At 44.8% G+C, this 16,376-nt stretch carries 17 protein-coding genes and 1 pseudogene; 17 read left to right on the plus strand and 1 reads right to left on the minus strand.

Features of this window, described 5'->3' with window-relative positions; all coding sequences use genetic code 11:
• Positions 1 to 34: 34 nt before the first annotated feature.
• The 13 genes and pseudogenes from AAC033_RS11130 (at position 35) to AAC033_RS11190 (ending at position 10,491) form a co-directional block, all read left to right on the plus strand.
• Complete coding sequence (locus AAC033_RS11130) at positions 35 to 409, plus strand: GxxExxY protein (protein ID WP_339738057.1); 375 nt, start codon at positions 35 to 37, stop codon at positions 407 to 409.
• 89 nt (positions 410 to 498) lie between these two features.
• Positions 499 to 1,383, plus strand: a complete 885-nt coding sequence (purU, locus tag AAC033_RS11135) for a formyltetrahydrofolate deformylase (protein WP_339738059.1) — start codon at positions 499 to 501, stop codon at positions 1,381 to 1,383.
• An 11-nt stretch (positions 1,384 to 1,394) separates the two neighbouring features.
• Positions 1,395 to 1,928, plus strand: a complete 534-nt coding sequence (locus tag AAC033_RS11140) for a TlpA disulfide reductase family protein (RefSeq protein ID WP_339738061.1) — start codon at positions 1,395 to 1,397, stop codon at positions 1,926 to 1,928.
• 19 nt (positions 1,929 to 1,947) lie between these two features.
• Positions 1,948 to 2,547 carry an imidazole glycerol phosphate synthase subunit HisH gene (gene hisH / locus AAC033_RS11145; protein ID WP_339738063.1) on the plus strand — a complete coding sequence of 200 codons (600 nt, stop codon included), beginning with the start codon at positions 1,948 to 1,950 and terminating at the stop codon, positions 2,545 to 2,547.
• A gap of 62 nt (positions 2,548 to 2,609) precedes the next feature.
• Positions 2,610 to 3,359, plus strand: coding sequence for a 1-(5-phosphoribosyl)-5-[(5-phosphoribosylamino)methylideneamino]imidazole-4-carboxamide isomerase (gene hisA, locus AAC033_RS11150; protein ID WP_339738065.1), 750 nt, complete (start codon positions 2,610 to 2,612; stop codon positions 3,357 to 3,359).
• Positions 3,360 to 3,455: 96 nt separating this feature from the next.
• Complete coding sequence (gene hisF / locus AAC033_RS11155; RefSeq protein WP_339738067.1) at positions 3,456 to 4,208, plus strand: imidazole glycerol phosphate synthase subunit HisF; 753 nt, start codon at positions 3,456 to 3,458, stop codon at positions 4,206 to 4,208.
• Positions 4,209 to 4,260: 52 nt separating this feature from the next.
• Positions 4,261 to 4,506, plus strand: a complete 246-nt coding sequence (locus tag AAC033_RS11160) for an AbrB/MazE/SpoVT family DNA-binding domain-containing protein (RefSeq protein ID WP_339738069.1) — start codon at positions 4,261 to 4,263, stop codon at positions 4,504 to 4,506.
• Positions 4,497 to 4,820, plus strand: coding sequence for a type II toxin-antitoxin system PemK/MazF family toxin (locus AAC033_RS11165; RefSeq protein ID WP_339738071.1), 324 nt, complete (start codon positions 4,497 to 4,499; stop codon positions 4,818 to 4,820). Before AAC033_RS11160 ends, AAC033_RS11165 begins: the two co-directional genes overlap by 10 nt.
• A gap of 14 nt (positions 4,821 to 4,834) precedes the next feature.
• Positions 4,835 to 5,440, plus strand: a pseudogene (gene hisIE / locus AAC033_RS11170) (bifunctional phosphoribosyl-AMP cyclohydrolase/phosphoribosyl-ATP diphosphatase HisIE); the annotation flags it as partial.
• A gap of 158 nt (positions 5,441 to 5,598) precedes the next feature.
• The gene (locus tag AAC033_RS11175) at positions 5,599 to 6,435 is read left to right on the plus strand and encodes a PHB depolymerase family esterase (RefSeq protein ID WP_339738073.1); all 837 of its coding nucleotides are present in this window, start codon (positions 5,599 to 5,601) and stop codon (positions 6,433 to 6,435) included.
• Between the two features lie 39 nt (positions 6,436 to 6,474).
• Entirely contained in the window at positions 6,475 to 7,368 is an 894-nt protein-coding gene (locus AAC033_RS11180; RefSeq protein WP_339738075.1) for a YegS/Rv2252/BmrU family lipid kinase, read from the plus strand.
• 267 nt (positions 7,369 to 7,635) lie between these two features.
• Entirely contained in the window at positions 7,636 to 9,441 is a 1,806-nt protein-coding gene (gene typA / locus AAC033_RS11185) for a translational GTPase TypA (protein ID WP_339738077.1), read from the plus strand.
• A 345-nt stretch (positions 9,442 to 9,786) separates the two neighbouring features.
• A complete protein-coding gene (locus tag AAC033_RS11190) occupies positions 9,787 to 10,491 on the plus strand; it encodes a hypothetical protein (protein WP_339738079.1) in 705 nt (234 codons plus the stop codon).
• Between the two features lie 96 nt (positions 10,492 to 10,587).
• On the opposite strand, the gene AAC033_RS11195 is transcribed toward AAC033_RS11190, so the two are convergent.
• A complete protein-coding gene (locus tag AAC033_RS11195) occupies positions 10,588 to 11,160 on the minus strand; it encodes a DUF4494 domain-containing protein (RefSeq protein ID WP_339738081.1) in 573 nt (190 codons plus the stop codon).
• Between the two features lie 201 nt (positions 11,161 to 11,361).
• Between AAC033_RS11195 and AAC033_RS11200 the strand changes: the two genes are divergently transcribed.
• From AAC033_RS11200 to AAC033_RS11215, 4 genes are all read left to right on the plus strand, one after another.
• Positions 11,362 to 12,495, plus strand: coding sequence for a Re/Si-specific NAD(P)(+) transhydrogenase subunit alpha (locus tag AAC033_RS11200; RefSeq protein WP_339738083.1), 1,134 nt, complete (start codon positions 11,362 to 11,364; stop codon positions 12,493 to 12,495).
• A 5-nt stretch (positions 12,496 to 12,500) separates the two neighbouring features.
• Positions 12,501 to 12,815, plus strand: a complete 315-nt coding sequence (locus AAC033_RS11205) for an NAD(P) transhydrogenase subunit alpha (protein WP_339738085.1) — start codon at positions 12,501 to 12,503, stop codon at positions 12,813 to 12,815.
• A gap of 9 nt (positions 12,816 to 12,824) precedes the next feature.
• Entirely contained in the window at positions 12,825 to 14,264 is a 1,440-nt protein-coding gene (locus AAC033_RS11210) for an NAD(P)(+) transhydrogenase (Re/Si-specific) subunit beta (RefSeq protein ID WP_339738087.1), read from the plus strand.
• A gap of 212 nt (positions 14,265 to 14,476) precedes the next feature.
• Positions 14,477 to 16,363: an alpha/beta fold hydrolase gene (locus AAC033_RS11215; RefSeq protein WP_339738089.1), complete on the plus strand. Its 1,887-nt coding sequence runs from the start codon at positions 14,477 to 14,479 to the stop codon at positions 16,361 to 16,363.
• Positions 16,364 to 16,376: the final 13 nt, after the last annotated feature.

Genomic DNA, 16,376 nt, shown 5'->3' on the forward strand with positions numbered 1-16,376 from the left:
AAGCAAGAAGTCTTTTCACTAAGGCCAATAAGAAATGCTAAGCGGAGAGGATATTTTCAAATTAATACTGAACGGTGCTTTTAAAGTGCGTTCCGCCTTAGGCCCCGGCCTTCTTGAAAATGCTTATGAAGAATGCCTGATGTATGAACTCATGGAGTCAGGGTTAAAAGCAGAAAGGCAAAAACCGCTGCCGCTAATCTATAAGGAAGTAAAACTTGAGGCTGGTTACCGTGTTGATTTATTGGTTGAAGATTGTATCATCATTGAAGTGAAAGCGGTTGACGAATTATCTGAGATTCATTTGGCACAAATTCTAACTTATTTAAAACTATCAAAATGCAAGCTCGGGCTCTTGGTAAACTTCCATGTAAAAATTCTAAAACATGGGATAAAACGTGTGATCCTATGAATTTACAAACAGGAATCGGGATTATTAATCAAATAACTTCGTGTACTTTGTGAAAAAACTCAGTGCCCTTTGTGGTAAAAAATGAAAAAATGAAAAGCATTAAACCCTTACGTGAGAAAAAGAATACAGCCATTCTGTTGATCCACTGCCCCGACAGGCAAGGGATACTGGCTACCGTTACCGAGTTTCTGAACAAGAACAACGGAAACATCATCAACCTGGACCAGCATGTTGACCGGGTTGAAAAGATTTTTTACATGCGTGTGGAATGGGAGTTGAAAGATTTTGCGATTCCATCCGAAAAAATCGGCGAATATTTCGATACACTGATTGGTTCGAAACTGGAAATGAACTGGAAGCTTTATTTTTCTGAAGATGTACCCCGGATGGCCATTTTCGTATCTAAAATGTCGCATTGTCTGTTCGATATTCTGTCGCGCTACACAGCTGGTGAGTGGGATGTCGAAATTCCGGTGATCGTCAGCAACCACGAAACCATGCGCCCTGTGGCCGAACGATTTGGCATTGCTTTCGAATATATGCCTGTGACTGCAGAGAACAAGGCCGAACAGGAAGCCGCAGAATTGGCCTTACTCAAAAAACACAAAATCGATTTCGTGGTACTGGCCCGTTACATGCAGATCTTGTCGAAAGATTTTGTTTCGCATTACCCAAACAAGATCATCAACATTCACCATTCGTTCTTGCCGGCATTTGCCGGAGCGAAGCCCTACCATGCGGCACATGCCCGGGGGGTGAAGCTCATTGGTGCCACCAGCCACTATGTCACCAGCGATTTGGATGCCGGACCGATCATCGAGCAGGGCGTGACCCAGTGCAGCCATGTGGATACCATTAAAAGCCTGATCCGAAAAGGCCGCGACCTGGAGAAAATTGTACTTTCCAATGCAGTATTCAAGCATCTGCAGCGAAAAGTTCTTGTATACAACAACCGGACCGTCGTTTTCAATTAAAAATAGAACGTATGAAGTATTTGGCAATTCTATTTGTTTTCCTGACCTACTCAATGCATGCTCAAGTTTCGGATAAGAAGATTCCTGCGGACTATGGCTACATCGTCAAAATTGGAGAGCAGGCACCTGATTTTACAACAGTTACAGCTGAGGGAAAAACCATCCAACTTTCGGACTTCAAGGGGAAAGTCATCATGCTCCAGTTTACAGCAAGCTGGTGTGGTGTTTGCCGCAAAGAAATGCCGCACATCGAAAAAGAAATTTGGCAGAAGCACAAAGACAATCCAAACTTTGCCTTATTTGGTGTTGACTTGGATGAGCCGAAAGAAAAAGTACAAAAATTTGCGACAGACATTCCGGTTACCTATCCCCTGCTGCTGGATCCCAAAGGCAGCATCTTTTATCGTTATGCCGAAAAAGGTGCCGGTGTAACCCGCAATGTCATCATCGACAAAACCGGAAAAATTGTCTACATGACCAGGCTTTTCAAAGAGAAAGAGTTCGATGAGATGAAAAAAGTCATCGACAAGTTACTAGAAAAGTAAATCCCATAAAAGACAAAGAATGAACATCGTCATCATCAAATACAACGCAGGTAACATTGAATCAGTCAGCAATGCCTTGTTTCGCTTGGGAATTCAAGCTGAAATTACCGGCGATCACGAAAAAATTGAGGCAGCTGACAAAGTGATTTTCCCGGGAGTTGGCGAGGCCAGCACCACCATGGCTTACCTGAAAAAAGAAGGACTAGACCAACTGATCCCGTCGCTGACTCAGCCGGTATTGGGCATTTGCCTGGGCTTGCAACTCATGTGCAGCCATTCCGAAGAAGGCGACACCCATTGCCTGGGCATTTTCGATGAACAAGTGAAACGCTTTGTCCCGGAACCCGGAATGGAGTTCGTTACCAAAGTACCGCATATGGGATGGAACACCATCACCAACTTAAAAAGCAACTTGTTCGACGAGTCGCTCGACAACCAGTCTGTTTATTTCGTGCATTCGTTCTACGCCACCGTTGGTGAGCACACCGCGGCCCTGGGCAATTACATCAACCCGTTTAGCGCGGCCCTGCACAAAGACAATTTTTACGCCACCCAGTTTCACCCTGAAAAAAGCGGCCCGGTTGGTGCGAAAATATTAGAAAACTTTTTGAAATTGTAAGAATAAGTGCATAAGTGCTTGTGTAGATAACTACATGAGCAAAATCAAATTCCTTATGTACCATGAACTTTGTACTAATGAACAACAAAATTACCATCATCCCTGCAATTGATCTTATTGACGCCAAATGCGTCCGCTTGTCACAAGGCGACTACAACCAGAAAACGGTGTACAACGAAAATCCGTTGGAAGTGGCCAAAATGTTTGAAGACGCGGGAATCACCCGGCTGCATTTGGTGGACTTGGATGGCGCCAAAGCCCAGCACATTGTCAACTACAAGGTACTGGAAACCATTGCCTCTAAAACCAAGCTGGTGATAGACTTTGGAGGCGGACTAAAAACTGATAACGATTTGAAAATCGCCTTCGAAAGCGGCGCGCAAATGGTAACAGGCGGCAGCATTGCCGTAAAAGACCGAGAAACTTTTTTAAGCTGGATTGAAACTTATGGAGCCGAAAAAATCATTCTGGGAGCCGACGCCAAGGACAAAATGATCGCGGTGAGTGGTTGGCAGGAAGTTTCAGAATTGCCCATTCTTGAATTTATTGAAAGCTACACCAGCCAGGGAATTCAGAAAGTAATCTCAACCGACATTGCACGCGACGGCATGCTCTCTGGCCCCAGCATCGATTTGTACAAAGAAATCATGGACAAGTTTGATGGCTTGGAGCTGATTGCCAGCGGCGGAATCGCTTCAATGAAAGACATCCACGAACTGAACGAAATGGGCGTCCCGGGCGTAATCACCGGAAAAGCGATTTATGAAAAGAAGATAAGCTTAAATGAGATAAGCAAGTTCATACGTTCGTAAATACATTCGTACACCACATCTCACTTATGTACTCGTGAACTTCGAACGGATGCACTTTAATTTGGAATTTGAAACCTGGAATTTGGAACTTAAAACATGCTAGCAAAACGAATCATTCCATGCCTGGACATTAAAGATGGTCAGACCGTCAAAGGCGTGAACTTTGTCAATATTCAGTCGGTGGGCGACCCGGTGGAACTGGGTGCGCTATATGCGGAACAAGGAGCCGACGAACTGGTCTTTCTCGACATCACGGCCACACACGAAGGACGCAAAACCTTTGTTGAACTTGTGAAACGGATCGCCCGCGAGCTGAACATTCCATTCACCGTTGGTGGTGGAATCAGCGAGATTAAGGATGCCGAAGCTTTGCTCAGTGCCGGAGCCGATAAAGTGAGTATCAATTCATCGGCCGTGCGCAACCCGCAACTGATCGATGATCTGGCTAAAAACTTTGGGACTCAATTTGTGGTTGTGGCGATCGATGCCAAAAACTACGATGGACACTGGACAGTGACTGTGAATGGAGGCCGGATTCCAACCGACAAGGAATTATTTAGCTGGGCCAAAGAAGCCGAAGACCGCGGCGCCGGCGAAATCCTGTTCACCTCAATGGACCACGATGGCACCAAAGGCGGCTTTGCCAACAACGAGCTGGCACAAATGGCTGACATGCTGAGAATCCCAATCATCGCATCAGGTGGTGCCGGAAACATGGATCATTTTGTGGATGTGTTTACCAAAGGAAAGGCCGATGCCGGACTGGCCGCCAGTATATTTCATTACAAGGAAATTGCCATTCCCGATTTGAAAAGTTATTTGAAAAGTAAAAACATTCCAATTCGGTAGCCCTGGTTTTCGTGGAAAGTTATAACTTTGTAATTACACGAAAAATAAAATCATGGAAGTTTCGGTTATAAAAATAGGGAACTCAAAAGGTATCCGGCTAAGTAAAACCATGATCGACAAATACAACATCAAAGATTCGGTTAATTTGATTCTGGAAGAAGATCAAATCATTATCAAGCCATTATCAAAATCCAGAATAGGATGGGAAAAAGCGTTCAAGGAAATGGCAGAGAGCGGTGATGATCGATTATTGATCGATGATGTCTTCGAAGATGAAAATCTGGAGGAATGGAAATAAATCAATTTCAAATTCTATTGGTCAATCTTGATCCCACCATTGGCAGTGAAATAAAAAAGCCCAGACCCTGTGTGGTTATTTCGCCCGATGAGATGAATAAATATTTAAGAACAGTTGTGATTGCCCCAATGACAACCAGCTCTAAAAAATACCCGACACGGATAGCCCTAAAGCACGACGATAATAAAAGCTGGGTCGTGCTTGACCAAATCCGGACAATTGACAAGCAAAGAATTATAAAAGTATTGGGATCCCTGACAAAGTCTGAGATCAGCGAACTAAAGTCAATCGTAAGAGAGACGTATGTCGATTAAAACATAAAAAAAAATACATGGACAAAAAACTAGATTTCTCAAAACAGAATGGGCTCATCCCGGCCGTTATTCAAGATAACCAAACCAACAAGGTGCTGATGCTGGGCTTTATGAACGAAGAAGCGCTGGCGAAAACCGAGGAAACCGGAAAGGTTACTTTCTTCAGCCGTACCAAAAACCGGCTGTGGACCAAAGGCGAAGAAAGCGGCAATTTTTTGAATGTCGTTTCCATCACGTCAGACTGCGACGACGACACCCTGTTGATTAAAGTAAATCCTATTGGACCAGTTTGCCACACGGGCAGCGACACCTGCTGGAACGAAACCAACGAGTTGGACGATCTGGCTTTCATTAAACACCTACAGGACTTTATTGACCAACGCAAAAAGGAAATGCCGGAAGGTTCGTACACCACCTCTCTATTTACAAAAGGAACACGCACTATTACCCAAAAAGTGGGCGAAGAAGCTGTGGAAACCATTATTGGCGCCATGGCGAACGACGATGAAAACTTTTTGTACGAAGGAGCCGATTTGCTTTACCACCTGATTGTGCTGCTTACCCATAAGGGCTACCGGATTGAAGACTTGGTCCGCGAGCTGAAGAAACGCCACAAGTAGGTTGGTTGATTCGTCACTGTAAGATTGGCTATTGGTAGGTTGCCGCAAAAAAGGGGATTCTTTTTACAACTAATTAATAAAAAGATATCAGGAATATCAATGCGAAGAATCTTGAACAAAAGTTTTTTCTATATTCACAACATCAATTCAGAAAAAATATGCGCCGAATCGTCGTTGTGATGCTGTTGGTCGTGACAGTTTCCATATTTCACCATACAGAAGCACAAAATATCGACAAAAAAGTCAGGTACAATTACTTAACTTTTCTTCCGGAAAACTATGACAGTTTAAGTAGTGAACTTTTACCAGTGATCTTCTACCTGCATGGCCGCTCCGTTTCCGGAACCGACATCAATCGAATCAAACGTTACGGCCTGCCCTACTTTTTGGATAAAGGCAAAAAGCTCGATTTCATTGTTGTGGCGCCACAATGTCCATGGGGTAAGAACTGGGCCAGCGAAAATTGGTTCGATACCATTTATGCCGAGATTAGTGAGCAACACCGCATTGACCCCTCGCGCGTGTACCTCACCGGGATGAGCTTGGGTGGCTTTGGGACCTGGGAGTTGGCCAACCGATATCCCCACATATTTGCAGCCATTGCCCCGCTTTGCGGTGGAGCAAAAGATGAATGGGCTGAAAATCTGACGCACTTGCCGATTTGGGTATTTCATGGAGCAAAAGACAAGCTCGTTTCGGTTGTTCGGTCAGATCGAATGGTGGAAGCGTTAAAAGCCCACGAGGCACCCGTTGTCTACAGCCGCTTGGCTGGAAAGGGTCACGACATTCATCGCGTATACAACGACGACAACCTTTATGAGTGGTTTAAAAGCTTTACACGGCGACCAGTCAAAGAAGAAGCTGGATTACACGAAATTAAGCGTATTCAACTCGCTGAGATCCAACCTCTCAATTTGGTGAAAGAGGAACTGAAAAATTCAAGAGCCGCCAACCAGGCATTTCAAAATCCAGCCGATTCGATTGAACCCGAGTAAGGCATAATCTAACCGGAGCAGACTAAAAATAACAGTCAGATGAAGCGAACAAAAGCCAAGACGCTTTTTATTGTAAACCCGAATGCCGGACAGCAAAAAATACAAAAACTGCTATTTCAACTGGAAAATCTCGATCCTCCCGTAGCCGTTCAGATTACGAAATATCCAAAACATGCTGCCCAAATTGTCGGCGAACAATTCGACAACTTTGACGTATTTGTGGCCGTTGGAGGCGATGGAACCGTGAACGAAATGGCATCGGCCCTTGTAGGAAGCACGAAGAAACTCGCCGTCCTTCCATTTGGCTCGGGCAATGGGTTTGCCCGTGAATTCGGGTTCAGCAGAAATCTTCCTCACCTGATGTCCGCAATAGAGCATGGCAAAACCATGTCGAGCGATGTGATGCTGGTAAACGGCTATGTCAGCATGCATATTTCGGGCGTAGGTTACGATGGATCAGTCGCTCATGATTTTCACAAGCTAAAAGGACGCGGTTTTCGGAATTACCTGATCAGCACCATGCGCGTCATCTGGCGTTTTGTCCCAATCGAAGCATCCATTGAACTGGAAAACGAGACCATCAACGGACGCTTTTTCATGGTTAATCTGGCCAATACCGCACAGTTCGGATATGGCGCACAAATCGCGCCACAGGCGAATCCAACCGATGGTCGTTTTGATTTGGTGATGGTCAGGGCCTTTCCAATTAGCCTGTTTCCCCTGTTCTCACTCAAACTGTTTCTTGGCCGGCTTAAACCGTCCAAACACGTCCAATATTTGCCCTGTAAAAATGCCCTTATTATGAGAACTTCGTCTGATAAGTTTCATATTGATGGCGAACCGATCTTGATCGAAAACCCCGTAAAAATTGAACTTAGCCCATACAAAGTTTTGGTGGTTGACACCGGGAAAGCCAAATTTATGCGACATTAGCGGAGTTCATTTTTCGAAGTCCACCGGACTGATTCTCGGATGTCAAAAAAAGCGCAGCCAAAATAACCCGCTTTGCCCCCACTTCCACCTTTGAAAACCAGACGACATATGACTAATTATCAATTCAATCCGAAATCATTGAATTATTTATCCGATCACCATCACCCCATTAGCGAACCTGCTTGTTAAGTTACCGTCAACAAATTAGTGGAACAGGAGCAAGCAACTGAAATAAGATTATCTTTGCGCCTCAATTTTGGAGATTATATGCAGAAGATTAGGAACATCGCGATTATCGCGCACGTTGACCACGGCAAAACGACCCTGGTCGATAAAATGATATACCATTGCAATGTGATGAAAGATCACGAGAAAAAGCAGGAGTTGATTCTCGACAGCAATGACCTGGAACGGGAACGCGGGATTACCATCCTGGCAAAAAATGTTTCAGTAGTTTACAAAGATGTTAAAATAAATATCATTGACACCCCGGGTCACTCAGACTTTGGTGGTGAAGTAGAGCGGGTACTGAACATGGCCGACGGCGTATTGCTGCTGGCTGATGCTTTTGAAGGCACCATGCCTCAAACCCGTTTTGTACTCTCAAAAGCGCTGGCTTTGGGATTGAAACCCATTGTAGTTATTAATAAAGTTGACAAGCCCAATTGCCGTCCCGAGGAAGTACACGAGCAAGTTTTCGACCTCATGTTTAGCCTTGATGCGACCGAAGAACAGCTCGATTTTCCAACGATTTACGGTTCGGCCAAAGAAGGCTGGATGACTGCCAACCTGAGCGATAAAACAGATAACATCAGCCCACTGCTGGATGCCATTATCGAACACATACCCGAGCCAAAACCAAACCCGGGAACACCGCAGTTGCTCATTACCTCGCTCGATTATTCGGCCTACGTTGGCCGGATAGCCATTGGACGGATCCACCGTGGAATATTAAAAGAAGGCATGCAGGTTGCCATGGTCAAACGCGACGGATCGGTCAAACGCACAAAAATTAAAGAACTGCACACCTTTACCGGACTTGGACGTCAGAAAGTTGACAGTATGATCAACGGTGATATTTGCGCGCTGGTTGGTATCGAAGGCTTCGACATTGGCGACTCCATTTGTGACCTCGAAAACCCCGAGCCGCTGGATCCGATCGCAGTTGACGAACCCACCATGAGCATGGTATTTACCAACAACGATTCGCCATTCTTTGGTAAAGAAGGCAAATTCGTGACCTCACGCCACCTGCACGACCGCCTGTATAAGGAGCTGGAGAAAAACCTGGCCCTGCGTGTTGAAAAAGGCTCAACCGCCGATACCTTTACTGTTTACGGGCGCGGAGTACTGCACTTATCGGTACTGATTGAAACCATGCGCCGCGAAGGCTATGAGTTGCAGGTTGGCCAGCCACAGGTTTTATACAAGGAAATTGGCGGCATCAAATGTGAGCCAATTGAAGAAATGCATGTCGATGTTACCGATGAATTTTCAGGTAAAGTTGTTGAATTGGTTACCGCCCGCAAAGGTGAAATGCAAAATATGGAACGCAAAGGCGATCGCATCCACCTGGAATTCCTGATTCCATCGCGTGGAATTATCGGACTGCGAACAAACATGCTGACCGCCACTGCCGGCGAAGCAGTGATGACGCACCGGTTTATTGAATACCAACCCGTAAAAGGCCCGATTGAAGGCCGCAAAAACGGTTCGCTGATTGCCAAGGAACCCGGAACAACCTTTGCCTATGCCCTGAATAAATTGCAGGACCGTGGACGCTTCTTTATTCCTCCGGGCGAAGATGTGTACGAAGGCATGGTGATTGGCGAAAACACCCGTGCCGATGATTTGACCATCAACGTCACCCAATCGAAAAAGCTAACCAACATGCGTGCCTCAGGGTCGGATGAAAAAACCAAGTTGGCCCCACCCGTACGTTTTAGTTTGGAAGAAGCTTTGGAGTACATTAGCTCAGACGAATACCTGGAAGTGACACCCAAATCATTCCGCATGCGGAAAATCCTGCTTCGCGAAGCTGAGCGCAAACGGGGTGTGAAAATCAATTACTAAGAAACACTATTCTTCAGTTGAAATAATAAAGGCTCCCAGGTAAAAATCATTTGCCCGGGAGCTTTTGTCTTATGAAGGCTTCTCGGCAAGCACAAAAGACCAAAAAACTACCTGGATTCAATGTAAATAGCAGCGTAGTGCTATCGAAGATTTCTCCTGCATTTAAGCCAAGCCTCAATAAAAACATTGGTTCTTTATAGAACTCCCCTCTCACTCAGTCCACTCGACCAAGATATTCTACAACATAATTCTCGTTTTTAGAAGATTAAACATTTTTTTTGAGTTGGTTTTATCGTAACTTTTTTCCGATGTTCAATAATAACTCAAACAAAAAAACCAACACAAATGGAAGAAAAAATAACATGCTCAACAGCCAATGCAACGCTTCTGGCTTGCATGAAAATCGTTCAATCATTTAACGAGAACATCTACGAACTCTCCCTTATTCGAAGAGACTGGACTTTGGAGTACGCAAAAGAACTTATGTCGAAAGTAAAAAAGGTTAAAGCCAAATTTCTGCCAGCCGACGAATATTACAAACACACCGACAAACAACAGTATGTGCACGAGCTTATGATTTCATCACTAAGAAAAGTCGCCCTGCTGCGTGCCCTTATCAAGGTTGATTTTAAAGAGGATAAAAAATTTCAGAAACATATTTTTGAAGTATTGGGCTATAATGACTACTTCAGCGAAGCGAAAAACGGTGATTATCAAAGTCTGTATTTTTTATTGAAGGTGATTCACGAAAACATGAATGCGGAATCAAAACAAACACTGACCAGCAAAACCATTCCTGCAGAGTTGATTGACAAGATTCTGGAGTTTGACGATCAATTGCATGAATTCAACTCCTGTTTTGACCTGATTGTAGCCTCTGATCGCTTAAGTGAATCCGGAAGGCTGGCTGTCAATGAAATTTTCACCGAAGTAAAGGACATTTGTCGAGTAGCAACAGCCTACTACCTGTTTGAACCATTAAAACGTGACCAATTCTGTTTCTTCAGGGTTATGTTTGGGCTGAAGGAAACCTTTCCGCAGTCAAACTGATTTCCAAAAAAGAATCCCGGGAGCAATTCACTTCCGGGATTCTTTTTTGATCGTTATCTTTTCCGAAGTGATTTAAAATCGAAAAACTCCGGCTGTTTACTCTTCGTCCGGCTCCGACTCCGCTTCTTCTTCTGTCGAATCATCATCAGCCAGCAACTGATCTGTTTCAGCAGTGTCTTCAACAGGTTCTTCCGGCTCAATACGCTTTAAATGCGGGGGCAGCGGCTCATTCACTTCATCCTTGAAATATGGAAACACATCAACAATGGTGCTCAGGTTCATCGCTGAAATTTGAATAGGAACCAGAATATAAGAGAGATCCTCCTCCAGGCGCAGCAAAGCTTGCTTGAAATCATCAGCAGCAATCAAAAAATAGTTGTTGATTTTTTTCTCCTTGCCCGCCTTTTCATCAATCGTAACAATACCAATTTTAGCTTTAAACCAGTACTCTCCATTATCGTGAGGAAAGATTTCAATGATGTTTGATTTTTTGATATTGTCGATATAAAATTCGCCGCCCCGAACCAACTGCTGCATCTGTTCAATCATCCGGGCTTCGGCATCAGTAAACGAAACCGCATCAACCAAATACGCTTCCGACACTTTGCGCTCACGGCCGTCCTGATCTACTTTCACATATTTTACTTTGCATTCGAACCAAGTCTGCATAATTCTTTCTTTTAAATGAGAATGCAAAGATATTTTCTTCGCCCATTTAAGTCCGTTTTTTTCAGAAATAGTTTTACACAATTTCAAGATCTAATTCCTTCATTAAAAACAGAAAGTCCTTATATTCGTGAACCATGTCAGCAAAAATTGATTTAACTAGATAGAAAAAGCGTTACTAATAATCACTTAATATTCTGGTTTATGCTTATTGGACTCTTAAAAGAGGGAGATTATGAAAATCGGGTGGCCCTCTTACCCGAAATTGTTTCCAGCCTGACAAAACGAAAAGTGGATGTTTGTGTGGAAACTGGAGCCGGCGATTCTGCTATGGCAACCGATGCAGCCTACCAAGAAGCCGGAGCAACCATTGCTTCTCGAGAAGACGTATTAACGAAAGCTGATTTTCTGATTGGCATTCATGCTCCGAACGAAAAGCTGGTCAATTCGCTCGGCAAGGAACAACTTTGGCTGAGCCAGTACAACCCGCTTTGGAACACCGCTTTGGTAAAACAATTTGCAGACAAAGGGATCACAACATTCAGCATGGATGCCATCCCCCGCTCTACACGCGGACAGGCAATGGATGTTTTGTCATCGCAAGCCACGGTTGCTGGTTACAAAGCAGTGCTGGATGCCGCCAACCACCTTCCCTCCTTTTACCCTATGTTTATGACTGCCGCCGGAACCATTCGCCCGGCAACCGTACTGGTACTGGGGGCTGGTGTTGCCGGCTTACAAGCCATAGCAACAGCCAAAAGGCTCGGAGCACAGGTGCAAGCCTTTGATGTTCGGTCAGCAGTAAAGGAAGAAGTGATGAGCCTTGGCGCCAAATTTGTGGAAGTGGAGGGAGCCAAGGAAGACGCTGCTGCCGGAGGTTATGCGATTGAACAAACCGAAGAGTTTAAGCAGAGGCAACAACAAGCGATTAATGATCATGCCGCCAAGGCCAACGTAGTGATCTGCACCGCACAAATACCGGGGCATAAAGCTCCCCTGCTACTTCCAAAGGAAGCAGTTGCCCGTATGAAGCCCGGGTCAGTGATTATTGACCTGGCAGCCTCGAGCGGAGGCAACTGCGAGTTGACCAAAGATAATGAAACCATTATTGAGCACGGTGTCACCATTATTGGGCAATCGAACTATCCGTCGAAGATGCCGGTAGATGCCAGCAAAATGTTCGGCAAAAACATCCTCAACTTTCTGGAGGTGTTGATTAATGAAGAAGGAAAACTTGAACTGAATTTTGATGACGATATTATTAAAGGGACCTGTATTACCCACAAGGGGGAAATCATCAATGAACGCGTCAGATCAGTCATTCAACCGAAAAATTAAATCCAATGGAAGAAATATTAGTCTTTTTCTATGCGTACAAGGAAGCGATTTTCATTATCGCACTTTCCATCTTTTTGGGGATTGAAGTCATCTCCAACGTACCCGCAGTGTTACACACCCCGTTAATGTCGGGAGCCAATGCCATCAGCGGTGTAATCATCATCGGCGGAATCATTCTGGTTGGACATGCCGACGCCAGTCGAATCAACACCGAGCTCATTCTTGGGATTTTTGCTGTCATTTTTGGAACCCTCAATGTGGTAGGTGGTTTTGTGGTTACCGACCGCATGTTGGAAATGTTTAAAAAGAAGAAAAAATAGGAGGAACTCATGGATAAAATACTTGGAACATTTAACGGTGTTGAATTTACTGTGGGAGGAACCCTCCTCGAACTAAGTTACTTAATAGCTGCCCTACTTTTTGTTGTTGGACTGAAATTGCTGAGCCACCCCGAATCGGCCCGGCGAGGTAACTTTTACGCTGGCGCCGGTATGGTACTGGCTATGCTCACCACCATCCTGTTGCATAAAAATGCCAATGGCGGCGGCATTCAACCAGCCAATGTCTGGATAATCCTGGCTGCTATTGGTGTGGGTTCGGCCATTGGTTGGATCATTGCCCGCAAAGTAAAAATGACCGCTATGCCACAACTGGTGTCGTTCTACAACGCTACTGGTGGTGCGGCCTCTGCCTTGGTTGCCTTGCTCGAATTCCCCAATGCTGACATGAACAATTGGGGCTCGGTATTGGTCACCTTGCTTGGACTAATCATTGGAAGCATTGCATTCAGCGGAAGTATGGTAGCATATGGTAAACTCGACGGCAAAGTCAACGACATCCGGGCTGGCTACCTGAGCTATGTCAATTTAGTTTTGCTGGCCGGAACGTTAGGTCTGGCACTTTTCATCTTGCTTTCAGGTCAAACACCAGCCGACTTAAACTGGGCTATTTACCTGCTATTGGCGGTTTCATTACTCTACGGAGTGCTTTTCGTGATGCCAATCGGGGGTGCCGACATGCCTGTGGTGATCTCTCTCCTAAACAGCTTTACCGGTATTGCCGCCGCCATGGCAGGTTTCATTTATAACAACCAGGCCATGATTTTGGGTGGAATTTTAGTGGGAGCTGCCGGAAGCATTTTAACCTTGCTGATGTGTAAAGCCATGAATCGCTCGTTAGTGAACGTGATCATTGGCGCTTTTGGCGGAGGTGGCGCTACGGCCGAAGGAGAAGAGGGAACCATGAAAGAAATTACCATGAGCGATGCTTCTGTTCTGCTTGCCTATTCGCGAAATGTGGTTATCATTCCCGGTTACGGACTGGCAGTTGCGCAGGCCCAACATGTTTGTCACGAACTGGATGAATTGTTGTCGTCGAAAGGCGTGAACGTACGATATGCCATTCATCCGGTGGCCGGACGTATGCCCGGACACATGAACGTTTTGCTGGCCGAGGCTGATGTTCCTTACGATCAGCTGGTGGAAATGGCCGACATCAATCCAGACATGCCAAGTACCGACGTTTGCATCGTCATTGGAGCCAATGATGTGGTGAATCCGGCCGCTATCAACGATCCTTCGAGCCCAATAGCCGGAATGCCTATCATCAAGGCGCACGAATCAAAGAACATTATCGTAATGAAACGTGGCCGAGGGAAAGGATATGCCGGCATTGAAAATAGCTTATTTTTTGATGAAAAAACCAGGCTGCTTTTCGGAGATGCCAAAAGCACACTTCAAAAACTGGTCAATGAAATTAAGGATCTGTAAGCGAATTTTTCCTTCATAAAAAGAATGGCATCCGGAAATGGGTGCCATTTTTCATTTATAAAAACGTACAACATGTATCAATAAACTGACCAAATTTCAATAACTTAGTTTGGCATTACAAATAAACAACCAATACATTAATTGATGCCCCTTCGACACCAGTAGCGAAAATCCTATTGAAAACATCCACTAATAATCCAAAAACAATGCGTATGAAAAAATTAACTTTTCTCTTGCCAATACTGATTCTGGCAGCCTGTTCACAGCCGGCAGAAAAACACATCCCAAAGAAGTACTCCATCGAACAGTTTTATGAAAACACCCGGATTTCAGGAGGTGCATTTTCAGAAGATGAAACCAAACTACTGGTTAGCACTGACGAAACCGGCATTTTCAATGTGTACGAAATCTCCATTGCCGATGCTTCCAAAAAGCAAATCACAAACTCACAGGAAGAGTCCCTTTTTGCCCAGGATTATGTCCCAGGAAGCAGCGAGATCATTTATTCGGCCGACAAAGGAGGAAACGAAATTGACCACCTGTACCTGCTGAAATCAGATGGGAGTTCAGTTGATCTGACACCAGGAGAAGAAGAAAAGGCTCAGTTTGGTGGCTGGAGCGAAGATGACCAAGCGATGTTTTACACATCCAACAAAAGAGACCCAAAATTCTTCGACCTCTACAAAATGATGATTACAGACTGGAAAGCGGAGATGATTTATCAAAACGACGAAGGACTGGATATCTCGGGAGTGTCCCATAACGAAAAGCTTTTTGCCCTGAGCCAAACCATTACAACAAGTGAGAATAAACTATTCCTGTATGACCGAGAGACCGAAGAAATGATTGAAGTATCCGAAGAACCGGGCGAATACAGAAGCGCCGGATTCAGCAAAGATGATGCCCATTTTTATTTTATTACCAATTCAGGAAAAGAATTTGCCTACCTGGTCCAATACAAAATTGCTACCGGTGACAAAAACGTTTTGTTTGAGACAAACTGGGACGTGATGTACAGTTACCTGAGCGAAAACGAAAAATATCGCGTAATCGCCATTAACGAAGATGGAAAGAACACCCTGCTGATTAAAGATACCAACACCAATGAAACCGTTAATTTTCCGGACATACCGGATGGAAACATATTGGCTGTGAACTTTTCGGACAGTGAAAAACTACTGCGGTTAACCATCGGAACGTCCAAAGCTCCAAACAACATCTATATGTACAACTTCGAAACACAGGAGCTCAAGAAACTAACGGACACATTAAACCCGGAAATTGATCCACAAGATTTGGTCCCAGCCGAAGTGGTTCGTTACGAATCGTTCGACGGTCTGGAAATCCCAGCTATTTACTACAAGCCTATTACCGCTTCAAAAGACAGCCAAGTGCCTGCTTTGGTATGGGTACATGGTGGTCCGGGAGGCCAATCACGAACAGGTTATTTTGCTTTAATTCAATATCTTGTCAATCACGGCTATGCTATTTTGGCCGTAAACAACCGCGGAAGTAGTGGTTATGGGAAGACCTTTTACAAAATGGATGACCTCAATCACGGCGACAAAGACCTGAAAGATTGCATATGGGGAAAAAAATGGCTACAGCAACAAGATTATATTGACGACGACAAAATTGGCATCATCGGTGGAAGCTACGGTGGCTACATGACGATGGCTGCCATGACCTTTACGCCCGATGAATTTGAGGTGGGAGTGAACATCTTCGGGGTTACCAATTGGCTTCGCACCCTCAAATCCATCCCCCCTTACTGGGAATCGTTTCGAGAAGCACTATACACTGAATTGGGCGATCCATTCACCGAGGACTCCGTTCGCCTTTACGATATTTCACCCCTGTTTCATGCCGAAAATGTCAAAAACCCTGTGATGGTTCTGCAAGGAGCCAACGATCCCCGGGTGTTACAGGTTGAATCGGATGAAATTGTCGAAGCCATTAAAGCCAATAATGTCCCGGTTGAATACATCGTTTTTCCAGATGAAGGACATGGATTCATCAAAAAAGAAAATGAAATTCGCGGCTACGGAGAGATTTTGAAATTTCTGGACAGATACTTGAAAAAAGAAACAGCCGAATAACTGATTCTAAAAA

It is taken from the genome of uncultured Sunxiuqinia sp. (genome assembly GCF_963974515.1).
In the GTDB taxonomy this organism is placed as follows: Bacteria; Bacteroidota; Bacteroidia; order Bacteroidales; family Prolixibacteraceae; genus Sunxiuqinia.